This window comes from Vreelandella gomseomensis, from assembly GCF_031451645.1.
Taxonomy (GTDB): domain Bacteria; phylum Pseudomonadota; class Gammaproteobacteria; order Pseudomonadales; family Halomonadaceae; genus Vreelandella; species Vreelandella gomseomensis.
The window spans coordinates 159,937-177,505 of the sequence record NZ_JARWAI010000008.1 but is presented as its reverse complement, the minus strand read 5'-3'; the positions used below and the strand labels follow the sequence as shown (position 1 = coordinate 177,505).

Sequence of the window (17,569 nt, the reverse complement as noted above, 5' to 3'; positions counted from 1 at the left end):
AGACGTTATGCAATTTGGCAATATTCGTACCCCCCAGGGTTGGCGTCTGGGAGAAATTCACTGGGATAAGGGACGTATCAGTCGCATTAGAGGCGAATCGGTAGACCCGGATACCAATGACCATCCTCGAGTACTGCCTGGCTTTATTGATTTACATGTGCATGGCGGCGGTGGTGCAGATGTCATGGAAGGGGGCGAAGCACTGGCTATTTTGGCTCGCACCCACGTGCGCTTCGGCACCACGCGGCTATTAGCTACCACCATGACGGCGCCTGACACCCATATCCGGCAGACACTGCGCGAAGTCGCTGCCTATATGGAAGCGCCAGTACTCCAGGCCGCCCAAGTGTTGGGCGTACATTTGGAAGGCCCCTACATTAACCCTGGCAAGCTAGGTGCCCAGCCGGCCTATGCAAGGGTTGGAATGACTGAGGAGTTGGACGAGCTCTGCGCCCTGGCGCCGATTCGCTTGATCACCCTGGCCCCTGAATTGTCTGGCCACTTGGCGTTGATTCAGTACCTTAGCGAGAGAGGCGTACGGGTGCAGCTGGGTCATACATTGGGTAGCTACGAAGAAGGTGTGGAAGCACTGGCCAACGGTGCTAGTGGCTTCGCTCACTTGTTCAATGCCATGACCGGTCTGCACCACCGCAAGCCTGGCATGGTGGGCGCGGCGCTGGCCCATGCTCAGTACGCCGAAGTGATCCCTGATCTGTTACATGTCCACCCAGGCGCCATCCGCACTGCCCTTCGTTGTATCCCCAATCTCTATGCGGTCACCGACTCGACGGCCGCCGCGGGTATGCATGACGGTGACTATCGGCTTGGCGAGCATACCGTCACCAAGTGTCTGGGGGGCGTGCGGTTAGCCGACGGCACCCTGGCAGGCAGTACGCTGACCATGGATCAGGCGCTGCGCAACCTGGTCTCGCTAGGGCTCTCTCTGGCCGAAGCCTCCGATCGTCTCTCTCGCTACCCGGCGGACTTCCTGGGTATTAGTGATATTGGTCGCCTTCAGGAAGGTGCCTCAGCTGACCTGGTTGTTCTTGATCCCCAGCTTCAAATCAAAGCGGTCGTCGTCGAGGGCCGCACCATTCAAGGAGATACCTGATGTCCCTGATGCTTGCGGAAGCCCGCAACGCGCCGGACCGTATTCGCGGCCAGTTGCAGCGTAACGCCCAAATCTTTGCCCCATTGGGCGAGCAACTGCGCCAGACGCCGCCCGCGGCTGCGGTGACCGTTGCCCGTGGCAGCTCCGATCATGCTGCCAGCTACTTTGCTTATCTCTGCATGCAGCAACGCGGCATCCCGGTAGCCTCTTTGCCGCCCTCGCTAACCACGTTGAGAAAGGCGCCCTGGCGCGTTCGCGGCCAATTGGCTCTGGCTGTCTCTCAGTCGGGGCAGAGTCCTGACTTGATCGCCACTCAGCAGGCACTGGCGGCCGCTGGCGCTCGAACACTCGCGTTGATTAATACGCCTCAGTCACCTTTAGGCGCTGCTAGCGACAATGAGGTTCCTCTCTATGCAGGCGAGGAGAAGAGTGTGGCGGCCACTAAAAGCTATCTAGCCACGCTCTCAGCCATGGCCCAGTTGATGGGTCACTGGAATGAGGATCGCCGCTTGCTGGATGCCTTAGACGAGCTGCCAGGTCGCTTGGAACTCGCTCTGGACCAGGACTGGGCCCCGGCCATTGAAGCTTTTCAGGGGGCTGATCGACTGATGGTCATTGGACGCGGCGCAGGCTTGGCGGTGGCCCAGGAGGCGGCGCTCAAGTTCAAAGAAACCTGTGCCATTCAAGCCGAGGCCTTGAGTGGCGCCGAAGTACGCCATGGTCCCATGGCACTGATTGACCGCGGCTATCCAGTGCTGATATTTGCGCCACCTGGGCCGGAGCAGGCTGGGTTGCTGGCGTTAGCCGAGTGGCTGGAAAGCATTGGTGCTCGCGTTCTGCTAGCCGCCGATGCGGGCGTCACTGAGCGCCATTTAACGGTGGTGGAGGCAGGCCACGAGGCTCTGCAGCCGCTATCTATCATCCAGAGTTTCTACATCATGGTGGCCGGCTTAGCGGCGGCCAGAGGCAGTGACCCGGATAGTCCTCAGCACCTAAATAAGGTCACCTGCACCCTGTAAAGACAAATAAACCAATAGCTCCATAATAAAGACAACGCGGGAGTTTCCCCATGTCCGATCCAAGTCAAACCTTAATCTTGCAGTCACCGGTGGAGGGGATTGTGGTTCCCCTAAGCGAGGTGCCCGATCCGGTCTTCGCAGGTCTGTCACTGGGCGAAGGTATCGCCATTGACCCCCTCGGCGGGTGTCTGCATGCCCCCTGCGATGGCGAGATAGTGCAGTGCGCCCGTACCCGCCATGCCCTGACCCTGAGAACAGACGCCGGGGTGGAGCTATTGCTTCACCTGGGCCTTGACACCGTCGAGCTAGAGGGCCAAGGCATTGAGCTGATGGTGTCAGTGGGTGACAGTGTGCGCGCTGGTGATCCGCTGTGTCGCTTTGATGCCGACGTGCTGGCGCTAGGTGCCTCTGCGCTGATCACGCCTCTGGTGGTTACTGAACCCGCTGCCTGGCACCTATTGCCGCCTCGCCATAGTAAGGGGGAACGTGTTGCGCTTGGTGAGGAGCTGTTGGTGCTTACTCGCACCTCAGCGGAGCAGGACGAAGCCGCAACGACCAAAGGCCCATTAATGGAGCGCTGCCTAACGCTCGCCCTCGCGGCTGGGTTGCATGCCCGCCCTGCGGCACGACTAAGAGCCATCGCACGGGAGTACGGTGTTAATTTGGAAGTGCACCTCGAGCCAGCGACAGAAGGTGCTGGCGCGAACGTCGAAAGCTTAAGTGCGCTAATGAACCTTGGTTTGGTCGCAGGCAGCGCTTTGCGTCTGAGAGCCCAGGGAACTCGGGGGGAGGCCGCTTTGGACGCCGCTGAAGCGCTGCTGACTACTCCCGAAGCCAAGGAGCACGCCGCTGGCACAACCCAGGCGGTACCGACCCAGGCATTTGAGAAAGAACTTGAGACGGGAGAGCTGGCTGGTTTGATTGCCAGTCAGGGCTTGGCGACTGGCCCTCTGATAGTCTGCCGACCGCCACTGCCTAGCGTGCCTTATGACGGCGAAGGTGAAAGCGTTGAGTCCCCACGCCTTAAACAGGCACTTAACCGTATCAGTGACGATTTAGCAAAGGCCGAGGTGCAGGCGACACACCAAGGGCAGCCCGCCGAGGCGGAAATCTTCGCAGCCCATGGCGCCTGGCTTGAAGATCCGAACTTAGCTGCAGAGGCAGAGGCGCGGATTAGCGATGGCCGCAGTGCTGGCCAAGCTTGGCGGGAAGCATTAGACGCTGAAGCAGAGCGGCTTGCTGCTAGCGGTAACGACTTGCTGGCTGCCCGTGTCGCGGATCTGCGCGACTTGCAGCGACGTGTGATGGTGGCGCTGAGCGGCGACAATCAAGAGGCAGCTCCTGAGTTGCCCGAAGGCGCCATATTGGTGGCGGAGGACTTAACCCCGTCGGAGTTGGTTGCCGTGGCCGACCAGCACCCGGCGGGGCTTTGCCTCTCCGGCGGAGGAACGACTTCTCATGTGGCGATACTGGCGCGGGCACGGGGTATCCCTTGTCTCGTGGCCATGGGGCAGGCGCTATTGGAAGCTGCTCATGAGGCCGCCCTTGGAAGCGTCATTCTAGATGCCGAGAAAGGATGCTTGGCACTGAAGCCAACGCCGATGCAACTAGCCGAGATGGCTGAGCGGATTGAGGCTCGCCGACAGCAAGCCGAAACGGCGCGGGCGGCCGCTCATGAGCCTGCCATCACCCTAGACGGACGTACCGTTGAGGTGCGCGCTAATATTGGTGGTGCAGAGGAAGCGTGCCTAGCGGCAGCGTCAGGCGCCGATGGCGTAGGCTTACTGCGCAGCGAGTTTCTGTTCTTGGGACGTGATAGCGCCCCCGACGAGGCCACTCAGCGCGAAGAATACCAGGCCGCTTTAACGGCCTTGGACGGTAAGCCGGTGATTATTCGCACGCTGGATATCGGCGCCGACAAGCAGCTTCCTTATCTACGTTTGCCAACCGTGCCTAATCCAGCGTTAGGAGTACGCGGCGTGCGCCTTTGGCAGAGCCAGCCTGAGCTTTTGGAGACGCAGCTACGAGCGATACTCGGTGTCACCCCATTGAAAGCGCTGCATATCATGCTGCCTATGGTGAGCGAGGCCGCCGAGCTACGCGAAGTGCGCCAGCGTTTAGAGACACTGGCCGCTGAGTTAGGGCTGAGTGAACGGCCGCGGTTAGGGGCCATGATCGAAGTGCCTAGCGCTGCACTCTGCGCTGCCAGTCTTGCCGATGAGGCAGACTTCCTTTCCATTGGCACCAATGACTTAACCCAGTACACCCTGGCCATGGATCGTGAAGATCCAGCGCTGGCTAGTCGGGCGGATGTACTGCACCCGGCGGTACTGCGTCTGATCCAAGCGACGGTCGCTGGCGCAGCCAAGCGCTGTCCCGTCGGCGTATGTGGTAGTGCTGCCAGTGACGAACTGGCTGCTCCTTTGCTAGTGGCTCTGGGGGTCGATGAGCTCTCAGTAGAGCCTGCGCGAATACCGGCGGTAAAGGCTGCTTTGCGCCATCTGGACACCGCCGCATTGGCAGCCAATATCCCCGAGCTACTGGCCTTGCCTGATGCAGTCTCGGTGCGCTTGCGCCTCGGCGAGCTGCTGGCCCTGGATAATGAGGCCTCCCCAATAACAACTCCCTTCGCGAGGTGCTGATATGGCTATTATGACTTTTGGAGCCCGTATGATGGGCGGGCTACAGCAACTGGGCCGCTCTCTGATGCTGCCCATTGCGGTGTTACCTATCGCTGGCCTGCTATTACGTTTGGGCCAGCCCGATCTGCTGGATATTGCCTTTATCGCCAGTGCGGGCGAAGCAATATTCGCTAATCTGGCGCTGATTTTTGCCATTGGTTTGGCGGTGGGCTTTGCCAATGACAGCAATGGCGCAGCGGGCCTGGCTGGCGTTATTGGTTACTTGGTTCTCGATGCAGTGCTGAACTCTCTCAATCCAGAGATTAATATGGGGGTGTTGGCGGGCATCATCATCGGCAGCGTGGCGGGCTTACTTTATAACCGCTACCAAGCAATCCAGTTGCCAGACTACTTGGCTTTCTTCGGCGGGCGGCGCTTTGTGCCTATTGTCACCGGCCTTACTGCTGTGGTTCTGGGGTTCGCCTTTGGGATAATCTGGCCGCCCATTCAGCATGGCATTGATTTATTAGGCCAGTGGCTGATCAATGCCGGTGAGTTGGGGTTGTTTGTCTACGGGATGCTCAACCGGCTGTTAATCGTTACTGGCCTACATCATGTGCTCAACAGCCTGGTATGGTTTGTTTTTGGCAGCTTTGAAACGGCTTCTGGGGCGGTAGTTAGCGGGGATCTTAATCGCTTCTTCGCAGGCGATCCCACCGCAGGCCGCTTTATGGCGGGCTTTTTCCCAGTGATGATGTTTGGCCTGCCAGCCGCAGCGCTGGCCATGTACCACGCCGCGCCGAAAGGGCGACGTGCCCAAGTGGGTGGCCTGCTGTTGTCGCTGGCGTTGACCGCCTTCCTTACCGGTGTGACTGAGCCTATCGAATTCACTTTTATGTTCCTTGCGCCGCTTCTCTATGGCCTACACGCTGTATTAACTGGTATTTCAGTCGCCTTGCTTCACTGGCTAGACGTTAAGCTGGGCTTTACTTTCTCTGCAGGGGCCTTCGACTTCGCGCTCTCGTATGGGCTTTCTACCAATGGCTGGCTGATGTTGCCGGTAGGACTGGCCTATTTCGTTATCTACTACACGATTTTTCGCTGGGCGATCATGCGTTTCGACCTGCCAACGCCGGGCCGCGACCCCGAGACAGTAGCACCCGTTGGGACAGAAGCTGCTCCCAGTGAACGAGGCCCAGCCTTTGTGGCTGCTCTAGGTGGCGCAACCAACCTACAAAGCGTTGGTGCTTGCACCACTCGGCTGCGTTTGGTGCTAGAGAATCCCGATATTATCGACGAGGCAGCCCTTAAGGCGCTGGGCTCACGGGGGCTGCTGCGTCTTCAAGGTGGTGGTGTTCAGGTCATCGTAGGGCCGATTGCAGACGGCGTAGCTGATGAAATACGCACCGCACTAAGTGCTGCCGGGGAAGCACCTGAGCGGCAGGCCGTTCAAGGAAATTCTAGAGCCGAAGTAACTCCAGAAACCGATGTAGCGCCTATAGACTCTCAGGATAGGCTAGCTTGGCAGCAGGCTTTGGGAGGCGAACGGAATGTGCGCAGCGCGACGGCCGTTGCCTCCACTCGGCTGCGCTTGGAGCTGGCCGATGCCGCTGCGCTAGACGAGGAAGCCCTGACTAGACTGGGCGCTCACGGCGTGCAGCGTCTGGAGCGTGGGGTAATACATGTGCTAATCGGTGAACGGGCAAGCTCGGTGGCCTTGGGGTTATCATTGCCCTGATTTGGCGATAAGGCTGCCCCAGAGAAATAAGGGCGGCCATTCCCAATCGGTCTGGTTGTTTAGTCTTTATCTGGCTAGGAGCGTCAGGGATGAATCGGTTAAGCTAAATGCCCATACTTATGGAGTGCGTTATGACACCTCGCCTGATTGTTTCTGACCTGGATGGCACCCTATTAGGAAGCGACCACTCCCTGCACGAAAGCACCGTCGAGGTGCTGAGGGCATTGGTGGAGCAGGGGCATCACGTCGCGTTGGCGTCGGGCCGTCATTATCACGATATGAAGGTGTTTCGCGATCAGCTGGCTATTCCGCTGCACTTGATTAGCACTAACGGCGCCTACGTTCATGATCCTGACGACGCCTTGCTGGCGGCGAATCACCTCGCGCCCGAGCATGCCAAGGCGCTGATTGGTCTGCCGCGTCCGCCCCAGGTGCGGTTGAATCTCTATCGCGAAAGCGGCTGGCACATCGATGCCGAGGCGCCGCACCTGCTGTCGCTGCACGCCTCTACCGGCTTTACCTACGACGTGGTGCCGCCGGCGCAGATGGACATTCACGGCGTGGGCAAGGTGCTTTATCTGGGCGACCCCGACGCGCTTGCCGAACTGGAGGCCAGCGCCCGGCAAGCCCACGGCCGTGAGCTGCACATTACCTACTCGACGACCGACTCGCTGGAAATCATGGCCTACGGTGTCAATAAAGGCGAAGCGTTGACCTCGTTGCTGACGCGGCTGGGCTTGACGCCTGCCGACTGTCTGGCGTTTGGCGATAACCTCAACGACACGGAAATGCTCAGCCTGGCGGGCGAAGCCCAGGTGATGGCTAACGCCCATCCCGCGCTGTTCGACCGGGTGGCGGGCGGTGAGCGAATCGGTCACCACGGTGAGGCCGCCGTTGCCCAGTGGCTGCGCAAGCGCTTTGGGCTGTAAGCGCTTTACCACCTTAGTCGAGGCTACCTTGTCAGCACCGCTGCGCTCGCCCATGATCAATGCCCCTTGATAACAATAATATGGGATACGTCTGCCGCGATGACCTCCGCCACCCCGACTTCCTCCGCCCCGACCAAGCCCGCAACGCTGTTCGTGGTCGACGATGACCCGGAAATCTGTGAACTGCTGGCGGATTATCTGGGGCGTCACGGCTATAAGGTGTTTACCGCCCAGGATGCCAATGCCTTGCGAGCGCTTATGCACAATGGCGCAGCGGATCTGTTGATCGTCGATCTGATGCTGCCTGGGGACGACGGCTTTTCGATCTGTCGCGAGGTGCGCAAGCACAGCGATGTGCCGATCATCATGCTCACGGCCAGCGCCGACGAAACCGACCGCATTCTGGGCCTGGAACTGGGCGCCGACGACTATCTGGGGAAGCCCTTCAACCCCCGGGAGCTGCTGGCTCGGATCAAGGCAGTGCTGCGCCGCACGCGACCGGTGGCGCCCACGCCCAGCGCCGGCCAGGCGCGCTGCGTGAGGTTTGGCGACTGGCAGCTAGATCGCATGACCCGCGAACTGATCGACCGGCAGGGAGAGCGCACCGCGCTGTCCGGGGCCGATTTTCAGCTGCTGCAGGTCTTTCTGGAGCGCCCCGCCACCGTGCTTACCCGTGACGATCTCTACGCGCTGACCCGTGGCCGTGATGCGCCGCCGCTGGACCGTTCGATTGACGTCCACGTCTGTCGGCTACGCCAGCGGCTGGGCGAAGATGCCCAGCATTCGCAGCTGATTCGCACCGTCCGGGGCGCCGGCTATATTCTCACCGCCCGTGTCGATGCGCTGACGTGAGCAGGGCTCGCTGGTCAGGGTTCAAGCGTCGCGCCGCACGCTGGCTGCCGACCACGCTGCGCGGTCGCTTTGTGATCATCATGCTGGCGGGCGTGCTGGTGGCGCAGATCGCAAGCTATGCCATCTGGACATCCCAAGTACGCGCGAGTCAGCTGCGCCAGCTCGATGAGCTGTCCACCAACATGGCGGTCAGCATTGCCTCGACGATGCAGTATTTCCGCTCGCTGCCCTACGAGTACCGCCACATCGTACTCGACCAGCTGCGCAACATGGGCGGCACGCGCTTTTTCGTCAGCATCAACGAGCGCCGCCTGGCCATCGAGGACATCGGTTCGGGGCCTGAAAAGCGGGTAGTGGTGGATAACGTCCGTGCCATCCTCACCGAACGGCTCAATATCGACGATGTGGTGGTTGAGTTTTCTCGCCCCGAGACGCTTCGCGTATTGAATAACCAAGTGCTGCTTAAAGATCTGCCACCGCGCTGGGGCCAGCACAGCCTGCTGATGGAGCCGCTTTCTCCGCCGATTCTGGTGGTGCAACTGGAGCTGGCCCCCGACACCTGGCTGTACGTGGCCACGCTACTCGGCGTGCCGGATATCTTTTCGGGGTATCGATGGCTGTCCGAAGAGCGCGTGCTAGTGGGTCTTCTGGTGCTGCTCAGCGTGATTGCGCTGTCACTGCTGGGCATTCGCAGCGCGACCCGCCCCTTGGCGCGGCTTTCCAGAGCGGCATTGCAGCTCGGCGATGACCTGGATATGCCTCCGCTCAAGGAAAGCGGCCCCAAAGAGGTGGCCGCCACCGCGGTGGCATTCAACCGCATGCAGCAGCGCATCCGCGAGCAGATCGAAGAGCGGGAGCGGCTGTTCTCGGCGATTTCCCATGACCTGAAAACCCCGCTCACCCGGCTACGCCTGCGCGCCGAAATGCTCGATGACGAGGTTCAGCGTGAGCGTTTCTGTGCGGCACTGGACGAGCTGGATAGTCTGGTGAAGGGCGCGCTGGCTTCGGTGAAAGGTCTGGACCTTCATGAAACACCCGAGCCGGTGGCGTTTGGGCCGATGATCGACGACATCGCCGAGGCGCTGCGTCTGCAGGGCGGCGACGTCACCGTTCGAGGCGAGGTGCCGCCGCTCACCGTCAAGCCCCTGGCGTTCAAACGCTGCCTGGCCAACCTGCTGGAAAACGCCGTCTTCTATGGCCAGCGAGCCGAGGTGTTGCTCACCGAGCACGCCAGCGCCGTCACTATCCAGATTCGCGACCATGGCCCAGGCATTCCGGATTCGCAGCTTTCGCGGGTGTTTTCGCCGTTTGTCCGCCTGGAGCCGTCGCGCAGCCGGAACACAGGCGGTAGCGGTTTAGGTCTGGGTATTGCCCGGCACATTGCCAAGGCTCACGGTGGTGATATTCAACTGGCAAACCACCCTCAGGGCGGGCTGTGCGTCACCCTGACAATCCCTCTCCATGAAACTATTACCGACTTGTAATAAACCTTCAACACTATGCAGGAATCGGTAACGCCTTTGCGGTGGTGTTTTACAGTACGCTGTGACCTGTCATCGACAGTACACAACAACAACACCAGGAGTTACCCATGCCTATGTTGAAGAAAACCAGCCTTGTGCTTGCCACCTCGCTTGCCGGTCTGACCATGGCGTCTCAGGCGCAGGCCAACGACGTTGAAGTGCTGCACTGGTGGACCTCCGGCGGCGAAGCCCGCGCTGCCAATGTCCTCAAGGAGCTGATGGAAGCCGAAGGTTACGGCTGGGAAGATTTTGCCGTGGCAGGTGGCGGCGGTGAAACGGCCATGACGGTGCTGAAGTCCCGGGCCATGTCGGGCAATCCACCCTCAGCGGCGCAGATCAAAGGCCCCGAAATTCAGGAGTGGGGCGAGCTTGGCCTGCTGGGCAATCTGAATGACGTTGCTGAGGCGGAAAACTGGGATGCGCTACTGCCCGAGGTGGTCGCCGAGATCATGCAGCACGACGGCCAGTACGTGGCTGTGCCTGTCAACGTCCATCGGGTCAACTGGCTGTGGGCCAATCCCGAGGTTCTGGACGACGCCGGCGTTGACATGCCGACCACCCTCGACGAGCTGTTCGAAGCTGGCGACGCCATTCGCGAGGCGGGCTACATTCCACTGGCCCACGGCGGCCAGGCATGGCAGGACGCCACCGTCTTTGAAAGTGTTGTCATCGGCAGCCAGGGCGGTGAGTTTTACCAGCGTGCGCTGGTCGACCTCGACCCCGAGGCGCTGGGCGGCGAGCAGATGGTCGATGCGCTGGAAGATTTCAAGCAGCTGCGCGAGCTGATGGACGACGGCATGTCCGGGCGCGACTGGAACATCGCTACCGGGATGGTGATCGACGGTGAGGCCGCCATGCAGATGATGGGCGACTGGGCCAAGGGCGAGTTTACCGCACGCGGCCTGACGGCCGGCGAAGACTACCTGTGCGCCCCGGCGCCGGGCACCGAAGACGTGTTTGCCTTCAACATCGATAGCCTGGCCATGTTCCGGGTCAGCGATGACGGAGAGCGGGAAGCCCAGCAAGCGCTGGCCCGCCTGGTGCTCGAGCCGACCTTCCAGGAAGCCTTCAATCTGGCCAAGGGGTCGATTCCCGCCCGCCCGGATCTGGACATGAGCAAATTCGACAGCTGCGCCCAGCAGTCGCTCAGCGACTTCCAGCGCACCGCTGAAGAAGGCGGCCTGGTACCCAGCATGGCCCATGGCATGGCGGTACGTGCCGATATCCAGGGGGCCATCTTCGATGTGGTGACCAACTACTTCAACGACGAGGAGATGCCGGCGGAAGAAGCCGCCGAGCGTCTGGTCAACGCGGCGGAAGCCGCCTCGTTCTAACGTTCATTCGCAACGATTACAGGCGATGACAGGCGCCGCCGCGTCGGCGGCGCCACCGCTTTCTGGCGAGGACGTTTCTCCATGAAAAACACTGCTACCCCGCGCGTTGGGCATCCTGCCCCACGTGCGGCGACTTCGGGATGGCTGCAGGCGTGGTTGCCGCGGCTTGTGCTGGCCCCGTCGGTCGCCATCTCGCTGTTCTTTGTTTATGGCTTCATGCTGTGGACCTTTATTCTATCGCTGACCAGCTCGCGCATGCTGCCGAGCTACGACTTCGTCGGCTTTGGCCAGTACGCGCGCCTGATGGCCAATGAACGCTGGTGGGTGGCGTCCACTAACCTGATGATCTTTGGCACGCTGTTCGTGGTGATTTGCCTGGTGATCGGCGTGTTATTGGCCATGCTGCTCGACCAGAAAATTCGCCAGGAAGGCGCGCTGCGTACGGTCTACCTCTACCCCATGGCATTGTCCTTCATCGTCACCGGGGTGGTCTGGAAATGGCTGCTCAACCCCGGCCTGGGAATCCAGGCGATGGTGCAAAGCTGGGGCTTTGAAGCGTTTCGCTTTGACTGGATCGTTGATCCGGATATGGCCATTTACACCCTGGTAATTGCCGCCGTGTGGCAGGCGTCGGGCTTCGTCATGGCGCTGTTCCTGGCTGGCTTGCGCGGCATCGACGACAGCATTGTCAAGGCGGCGCAGCTCGACGGTGCCAGCCTACCGCGGATCTATTGGCGGGTCGTCATGCCCTGTTTGCGGCCGGTGGTGTTCAGCGCGGTGATGATTCTGGCGCACATCGCCATCAAAAGTTTCGATCTGGTGGTGGCGCTGACCGGCGGCGGGCCAGGCTACGCCACCGATCTGCCCGCCACCTTCATGTACACCCACGCTTTCAGTCGCGCTCAGATCGGGCTGGGCTCCGCCAGCGCCATGCTGATGCTGGGCGGCGTACTGGCGATCTTGATTCCGTATCTGTACTCCGAACTAAGGAGCCGCAAGCATGGCTAACGTGATTCGTCGTCAGACGCTGGGTGCGCGGGTCAGTCGCGCCGTGGTGTATAGCGTGCTGATCCTCGCGGCGGTGTTCTATCTGCTGCCCCTGATCGTGATGCTGATCACCTCGGTGAAACCGCTCAGCGAAATCAGTCCCGGCACGCTGTTGACGCTGCCTCAAGACCCTACTTTGACACCCTGGGTCAAAGCCTGGGGCGAAGCCTGCACCGGCATGCGCTGCGAAGGCGTCGGCGGTTACTTCTGGAATTCGTTTGCGATTGTCATTCCGGCGGTGCTGATCTCCACGACGATCGGCGCGCTGAACGGCTATGCCCTGACCAAATGGCGCTTCAAGGGCGCGAACCTGGTCTTTGCGCTGATGCTGTTCGGCTGTTTCATTCCCTTTCAGGTGGTGCTGTTGCCCATGGCGCAAACGCTGGGGTGGCTGGGCATTTCCAGCTCCCGCGCGGGCTTGATACTGGTTCACGTGGTGTTCGGGATTGCCTTTACCACGTTGTTTTTCCGTAACTTTTACGTGGGCATTCCCAATGAGCTGGTGTCGGCGGCAAAGCTCGACGGCGCCGGGTTTTTTCGCATTTTCTGGCGCATCCTGTTGCCTGTGTCGACGCCGATCATCGTGGTGTCGGTGATCTGGCAGTTCACCCAGATCTGGAATGACTTCCTGTTCGGCGTGGCGTTTTCCGCCCACAACACTCAGCCCGTTACCGTCGCGCTCAATAACCTGGTCAATACCTCGACCGGCGTGCGCGAATACAACGTGGACATGGCCGCGGCAATGATTGCTGCCTTGCCCACGCTGGTGGTGTACGTGCTGGCCGGTAAATATTTTGTGCGCGGGCTGACCGCAGGCTCCGTGAAAGGCTAATAACAACTAGGATTTTCATTATGGCAGCGTTAGAAATCCACAATGTGCGCAAGGACTTCGGCAGCGAACGGGTGCTGAAGGATGTCAGTATTTCGATTGATTCCGGCGAGTTCCTGATTCTGGTGGGGCCGTCGGGGTGCGGCAAGTCGACGTTGATGAACGCCATCGCCGGGCTCGAGCCGGTGACCAGCGGCTCTATCTGCATCGATGGTGAAGACGTCACTTGGCGGACGCCCGCCGAGCGGGATATTGCCATGGTCTTCCAGTCCTACGCGCTCTATCCCAGCATGACGGTGCGCCAGAACATCAGCTTCGGGCTTGAAATGCGCAAGGTGCCCAAGCCCGAACGTCAGGCCGCCGTCGAGCGGGTGGCCGATCTGCTGCAAATTACCCATCTGCTGGAGCGCAAGCCCTCGCAGCTTTCCGGCGGGCAGCGCCAGCGAGTGGCCATGGGGCGTGCACTGGCGCGGGAGCCCAAGGTCTATCTGTTCGACGAGCCGCTGTCCAATCTGGATGCCAAGCTGCGCGTCGACATGCGCACGGAAATCAAGAAGCTGCATCAGCGTCTTGGCACCACCATCGTCTACGTGACCCACGACCAGGTAGAGGCCATGACGCTTGCTGACTGCATTGCGGTGATGCGCGACGGCCATATCCTGCAGCTGGGCAGCCCCGACGAGGTCTACAACAATCCGGTGGACATGTTCGTGGCCGGCTTCATGGGCTCGCCGTCGATGAACTTCATCACGGCAACCCTCGAGCGGGACGGTGAGGGCTACGCGGTGCGTATTGCCACGCCGGAAGAAGAAGACCTTTGCCTGCCCTGGCCGGCAGCCCGGGTCACGGCGGCGATGGCAGAAAAGCTGGATCAGCCGGTGATTCTCGGCTTACGCCCCGAGCATTTCAGCGAAGAGGATGAGCGCTTGACCACCCAGGCCGAGGGCACCTTGCTGCATACCCGTGTGACGGTGGTCGAGCCCACCGGGGCCGATATGCTGCTGCGCCTGCCGTTGGGTGAGCAGGAGGTAACCGCACGGGTTGGGCCCAAGTGCGCCGTTTCCCCCGGCGAACGTCTGGCGTTGCGGGTGGACATGGCGCGGGCGATCCTGTTCGACGCCGAGACCGAAAAGCGCATCGCCTAGGTTGCCCTTGAAAGCCTGGTGTCCAGGGCGGTATCAGGCGTCCTTGTCGAGCCGCTTGATCTGTCGCCACAGGTCCTGACGCAGGTCGGCAAGCCTGGGCTGCTCGTCGGCGGTAAACGCCACCGGGCGACAGAGGCGCTGGGCACGCAGGCCCAGGCGCGCGCTCAGCAGTCCCGTGGCGAGCCCCTGGCCTGCACGCGCGGAGAGGCGGCTGGCCAGATCCAGTGACAGCATGTCCATGCTGGCGTCCGTGGCCAGCTCGCTGGCGCCGGCGAACGCCATGTTGTGCAGCACGTGGCGGAACAGCCGCAGGCGGCTGGCGTAGCCCAGCTCCAATCCGTACAGCCGGCACAGCCGATCCACCATGGCCAGGCTGCGCCAGGCAACCAGCGCCATATCAACCAGCGTCAATGGACTCACCGCCACCATGACGGCGGTCTCGCCGGACATCCGGGTAATCAGGCGCTGGGCTTCGCGATCCCGTGGTGCCAGCAGGTGGTAGCGCAGCAGGGTCTGGATCTCCTCGCCGCTGTGGTGCGGCTGGCAGGCATGCTGGAACGCCTGCCAGTGGGGGTCGTCGTCGGCCAGTTTGAGCTGGCGCTTGAGCTGCTGCGCCAGGGTCTGGGCCTGCTTGGCCGAGCCCTGTGGCAGTACCGCCAGGGCTTCGCGCAGTTTGTCGTGGCGCTTGAGACGCCGTAAACGGCCCAGTTCCTTGAGCAGCGACAGGCCGCCGAGGCTGATCACGCCCACCCCGAAGAGCTGCCAGGCCATGGTCATCCATTGGGACTGCGCCAGGGCGTCGGGAATCCCGGTGACCAGCTCGAGGGCCCCCAGGGTCGTGCCCCCTGCGAGTGCCAGCATCAGCCCCCAGCGGCGCTTGCGTGGCGCGCCCAGGCGGGTTTCCGGAAGGGCTTTTTCCTCGGCGGCGGGGGGCAAGGGCTGGTGGGAGGCGGTCGCATCGAAAGTCTCGCGCTGGCGCAACTCGGCGTCGACGTCCGGGCGGGGTTCCTTGGGTTCCTTGGGTTCATCGAGGTCGAAGTGATGACGCGGCCGTGGGGTGGTCATACGAGTTTGTCTCCAATCAGCCAGTCGATGACGGCGTCCATGCGGATGTGAGCGAGCGCGTCGGATGGGGTGTCCATGGGGCGAAAGCTCGGAAAGTCAAAGCCCTGCTGGTGCCAGAAATCGTGAGTCGGTAGGCGTGGCGGCACGTCGCCGGGGTAGACCAGCACGTCTTCGCCTTCGAGGGTCGTGCCCCGTAGGGCGGGGGAACGTTTGCCGTTGTGCATCACTTCGCGCGCCTCGGTGGCACGAATGGCGGCGAGCGACAGCGCTTTTACCGGTACGTTGGCAAAGCGTAAATCCTTGAGCGGCTCGGCGAGCAAGGCTTCCAGAAGTTGCACCACGTGGCCGTGCTGGTCGGGCGTGACATGGTCTGCCTTGGTGGCGGCAATAGCCAGCTTGTCGATTCGCGGGGCAAACAGCCGTGTCAGCAGGCTGCGCTTGCCGTAATCGAAGCTTTGCATCAGTTGGCCAAGCGCTTGAGATAGGTCCTCAAAGCGTTCCGGGCCCGCGTTGAGCGCGCCCAGGACATCGACCAGCACAATCTGGCGGTCAAAGCGACGGAAGTGGTCGCGGTAAAAAGGCCGTACCACCTGCTGTTGATAGTAGCGAAAGCGCGCGGCCAGCGTCGCGTAAAGGCTGTTGGGCGGCAGGGCGTCCAGCGCTTCTTTCGACATGCTCAACTGGGGCAGCGGGAAAAACTGCAGCACCGGCGCGCCGTCGAGCTCACCCGGCAATAAAAAGCGCCCGGGCTGGAGGTTGGAAAAGCCTGCCTGCTTGGCGCGTCGCAGGCCCTGGGCGTAGGCCTCGGCCAGGCTTGCCAACTGGGCTTCATCCGCCTCGGCGGCGGGGTCGAGGGTTTCAACCTCGGCGAGCCATTCGCTGAACAAGGCGCGGCGTTGATCGCCGGTGTGCAGCGGCTGGGCCTGGCTCCAGCTGTAAAAATCGTGCTGCAACAGCGGTAGGTCCAGCAGCCATTCTCCCGGGTAGTCGAACAGGTCGAGGGTCAGGTGGGCAATGTCCGGGGACAGCCAGCCCTGCTGCGCCGGACGGTAGCGGAGTTGGAGACGCAGCTCGCTGATGCCGCGGGTAGGCGCAGGCCAGCGCGGCGGCGTTTCGCGCAGCGCGGCCATGCCCGGGTCGTAGGGAAAACGCGGCACGCCAAGGTCGGGTTGATTCAGCCGCTGGGCGCCAAGCAGACGGCCTTCGCGGGCGGCGGGCAGCATGTCCAACTGGGCCTCGACCCCGGCGTGACGAAGCTGGTTGATAAGCGACGTCAAAAACGCCGTCTTGCCCGCCTGGGAAAGCCCGGTGACGGCCAGACGCAGCTGCCGGTCACGGCCGCGTTCTATCAGGTTACTCAGCTCGCGACGAAACGGCTGGCGCATGGCGCGATGTCCTCAATCAGGGTATCTATCAGGTTCTGCTCAAGGTGGTGCCCAGCAGGTGTTGGGCGCCGGGCACTAGCCAAACCGGATCCAGGCGGGTGTTGGCTGCCTCGACGCATACAAAGCGCTTCGCCGCCTCAAGGGAAGTATCAGCGGGGGGCTGCTGGTCGGGGTGCCAGACCACGGTGGAATCGCTGGACTGCTTGCCGACCCGCAAAGTGCGCGGGCCGTCGTGAAGCATCACCGCTTCGTTGGAGTGATAGATGCGGTCTACCGGCCCGCGAATGGCCAGGGTGCCCTGCTGTTCGCCTTCGGCAAAGTCGCGCAGCTTGTCGAGGTAACGCGCGCCGGCCAGGCCTTCCAGTCGACATTGGTGGGCATCGTCCACCGCCAGGTAGGAGTGCAGCGCGCCGCTGACCTTGACCGGGGTGTCACCGACATTTTCGCTGATCAGCTCCACTGCGAGCCGCTGGGCGTTGGCCTGGATCACTGCGCGTACCGTCAGTTGGGAATGCAGCCGCTGGGTGGGCGAAAGGTGAAGCTCGATGCCGTCGGCGTGTTCGTCAGCGGCTTCGAGTTGCCAGGGGGCGTGACGCGCCAGGCCGTGGAAGGTGCCACTGCGATCCGGCGTCTCGTCGGCGTAGCGTTCGTCGGCGAACCACGGCCAGCACAGCGGAACCCCGCCGCGTATGGCGCCGGGCATGGGCTGGGGCGTGGGCGTCACCCACAGCCAGCCACGGTCCTCGGGAGGCCGGAAATGCAACACCTGCGCGCCCTGCAGCGATACGATCAGCTCTCCCCAGGGGGCATTGAACATGACCAGGTCGCGGCCTTGCCAGTGAGCCGTCTCTTGGCCGTCTACACCGTCAAGCAACTGCTGGAGGGCGTCGGGAATCATGGGCAATCCTTTTTCAGCGGGGCCGCTGACGGCCTGGTGGGATGTTGAATAGTAGCGCGGAACCTTAACGCCG

14 protein-coding genes are annotated in these 17,569 nt (G+C 61.8%); 11 read left to right on the top strand and 3 right to left on the bottom strand.

The window, feature by feature from the left end; translation table 11 throughout:
- Positions 1-7: 7 nt before the first annotated feature.
- The 11 genes from nagA (at position 8) to QC815_RS12230 (ending at position 14,148) form a co-directional block, all read left to right on the top strand.
- Positions 8-1,111, top strand: a complete 1,104-nt coding sequence (gene nagA / locus QC815_RS12280; protein WP_230446408.1) for an N-acetylglucosamine-6-phosphate deacetylase — start codon at positions 8-10, stop codon at positions 1,109-1,111.
- Positions 1,111-2,130, top strand: coding sequence for an SIS domain-containing protein (locus QC815_RS12275; protein ID WP_310539996.1), 1,020 nt, complete (start codon positions 1,111-1,113; stop codon positions 2,128-2,130). Before nagA ends, QC815_RS12275 begins: the two co-directional genes overlap by 1 nt.
- A gap of 50 nt (positions 2,131-2,180) precedes the next feature.
- The gene (ptsP, locus tag QC815_RS12270) at positions 2,181-4,772 is read left to right on the top strand and encodes a phosphoenolpyruvate--protein phosphotransferase (protein WP_230446410.1); all 2,592 of its coding nucleotides are present in this window, start codon (positions 2,181-2,183) and stop codon (positions 4,770-4,772) included.
- A 1-nt stretch (position 4,773) separates the two neighbouring features.
- Positions 4,774-6,489 carry an N-acetylglucosamine-specific PTS transporter subunit IIBC gene (gene nagE / locus QC815_RS12265; protein WP_230446411.1) on the top strand — a complete coding sequence of 572 codons (1,716 nt, stop codon included), beginning with the start codon at positions 4,774-4,776 and terminating at the stop codon, positions 6,487-6,489.
- A gap of 131 nt (positions 6,490-6,620) precedes the next feature.
- A complete protein-coding gene (locus QC815_RS12260; protein WP_230446412.1) occupies positions 6,621-7,418 on the top strand; it encodes an HAD family hydrolase in 798 nt (265 codons plus the stop codon).
- A 99-nt stretch (positions 7,419-7,517) separates the two neighbouring features.
- Entirely contained in the window at positions 7,518-8,270 is a 753-nt protein-coding gene (locus QC815_RS12255; RefSeq protein ID WP_310539992.1) for a response regulator, read from the top strand.
- 80 nt (positions 8,271-8,350) lie between these two features.
- Positions 8,351-9,754 carry an ATP-binding protein gene (locus QC815_RS12250; protein WP_230446468.1) on the top strand — a complete coding sequence of 468 codons (1,404 nt, stop codon included), beginning with the start codon at positions 8,351-8,353 and terminating at the stop codon, positions 9,752-9,754.
- Between the two features lie 107 nt (positions 9,755-9,861).
- Positions 9,862-11,127: an ABC transporter substrate-binding protein gene (locus QC815_RS12245; RefSeq protein ID WP_230446414.1), complete on the top strand. Its 1,266-nt coding sequence runs from the start codon at positions 9,862-9,864 to the stop codon at positions 11,125-11,127.
- Between the two features lie 81 nt (positions 11,128-11,208).
- Positions 11,209-12,135 carry a carbohydrate ABC transporter permease gene (locus tag QC815_RS12240; RefSeq protein ID WP_310539989.1) on the top strand — a complete coding sequence of 309 codons (927 nt, stop codon included), beginning with the start codon at positions 11,209-11,211 and terminating at the stop codon, positions 12,133-12,135.
- A complete protein-coding gene (locus tag QC815_RS12235) occupies positions 12,128-13,006 on the top strand; it encodes a carbohydrate ABC transporter permease (protein ID WP_230446416.1) in 879 nt (292 codons plus the stop codon). Before QC815_RS12240 ends, QC815_RS12235 begins: the two co-directional genes overlap by 8 nt.
- Positions 13,007-13,026: 20 nt before the next feature.
- A complete protein-coding gene (locus QC815_RS12230) occupies positions 13,027-14,148 on the top strand; it encodes an ABC transporter ATP-binding protein (RefSeq protein ID WP_230446417.1) in 1,122 nt (373 codons plus the stop codon).
- A 33-nt stretch (positions 14,149-14,181) separates the two neighbouring features.
- On the opposite strand, the gene QC815_RS12225 is transcribed toward QC815_RS12230, so the two are convergent.
- From QC815_RS12225 to QC815_RS12215, 3 genes are read right to left on the bottom strand one after another with little or no spacing between them, the layout of a single operon-like run.
- Positions 14,182-15,213, bottom strand: coding sequence for a YcjF family protein (locus QC815_RS12225; RefSeq protein WP_310539986.1), 1,032 nt, complete (start codon positions 15,211-15,213; stop codon positions 14,182-14,184).
- Positions 15,210-16,598 carry a YcjX family GTP-binding protein gene (locus QC815_RS12220; RefSeq protein WP_230446419.1) on the bottom strand — a complete coding sequence of 463 codons (1,389 nt, stop codon included), beginning with the start codon at positions 16,596-16,598 and terminating at the stop codon, positions 15,210-15,212. The genes QC815_RS12225 and QC815_RS12220 overlap by 4 nt, the downstream gene beginning before the upstream one ends.
- Positions 16,599-16,626: 28 nt before the next feature.
- On the bottom strand, positions 16,627-17,496 hold the full coding sequence (locus QC815_RS12215) for a D-hexose-6-phosphate mutarotase (protein ID WP_230446420.1): 870 nt from the start codon (positions 17,494-17,496) through the stop codon (positions 16,627-16,629).
- Positions 17,497-17,569 lie beyond the last annotated feature (73 nt).

Excerpts from the sequence above, each read along its gene's own strand:
- QC815_RS12220 (WP_230446419.1), bottom strand. The coding sequence starts at position 16,598 with ATGCGCCAGCCGTTTCGTCGCGAGCTGAGTAACCTGATAGAACGCGGC.
- QC815_RS12260 (WP_230446412.1), top strand. The coding sequence starts at position 6,621 with ATGACACCTCGCCTGATTGTTTCTGACCTGGATGGCACCCTATTAGGA.
- nagE (WP_230446411.1), top strand. The coding sequence starts at position 4,774 with ATGGCTATTATGACTTTTGGAGCCCGTATGATGGGCGGGCTACAGCAA.
- QC815_RS12240 (WP_310539989.1), top strand. The coding sequence starts at position 11,209 with ATGAAAAACACTGCTACCCCGCGCGTTGGGCATCCTGCCCCACGTGCG.
- QC815_RS12250 (WP_230446468.1), top strand. The coding sequence starts at position 8,351 with ATGCTGGCGGGCGTGCTGGTGGCGCAGATCGCAAGCTATGCCATCTGG.
- nagA (WP_230446408.1), top strand. The coding sequence starts at position 8 with ATGCAATTTGGCAATATTCGTACCCCCCAGGGTTGGCGTCTGGGAGAA.
- QC815_RS12255 (WP_310539992.1), top strand. The coding sequence starts at position 7,518 with ATGACCTCCGCCACCCCGACTTCCTCCGCCCCGACCAAGCCCGCAACG.
- QC815_RS12215 (WP_230446420.1), bottom strand. The coding sequence starts at position 17,496 with ATGATTCCCGACGCCCTCCAGCAGTTGCTTGACGGTGTAGACGGCCAA.
- QC815_RS12225 (WP_310539986.1), bottom strand. The coding sequence starts at position 15,213 with ATGACCACCCCACGGCCGCGTCATCACTTCGACCTCGATGAACCCAAG.
- QC815_RS12235 (WP_230446416.1), top strand. The coding sequence starts at position 12,128 with ATGGCTAACGTGATTCGTCGTCAGACGCTGGGTGCGCGGGTCAGTCGC.
- ptsP (WP_230446410.1), top strand. The coding sequence starts at position 2,181 with ATGTCCGATCCAAGTCAAACCTTAATCTTGCAGTCACCGGTGGAGGGG.
- QC815_RS12275 (WP_310539996.1), top strand. The coding sequence starts at position 1,111 with ATGTCCCTGATGCTTGCGGAAGCCCGCAACGCGCCGGACCGTATTCGC.
- QC815_RS12230 (WP_230446417.1), top strand. The coding sequence starts at position 13,027 with ATGGCAGCGTTAGAAATCCACAATGTGCGCAAGGACTTCGGCAGCGAA.
- QC815_RS12245 (WP_230446414.1), top strand. The coding sequence starts at position 9,862 with ATGCCTATGTTGAAGAAAACCAGCCTTGTGCTTGCCACCTCGCTTGCC.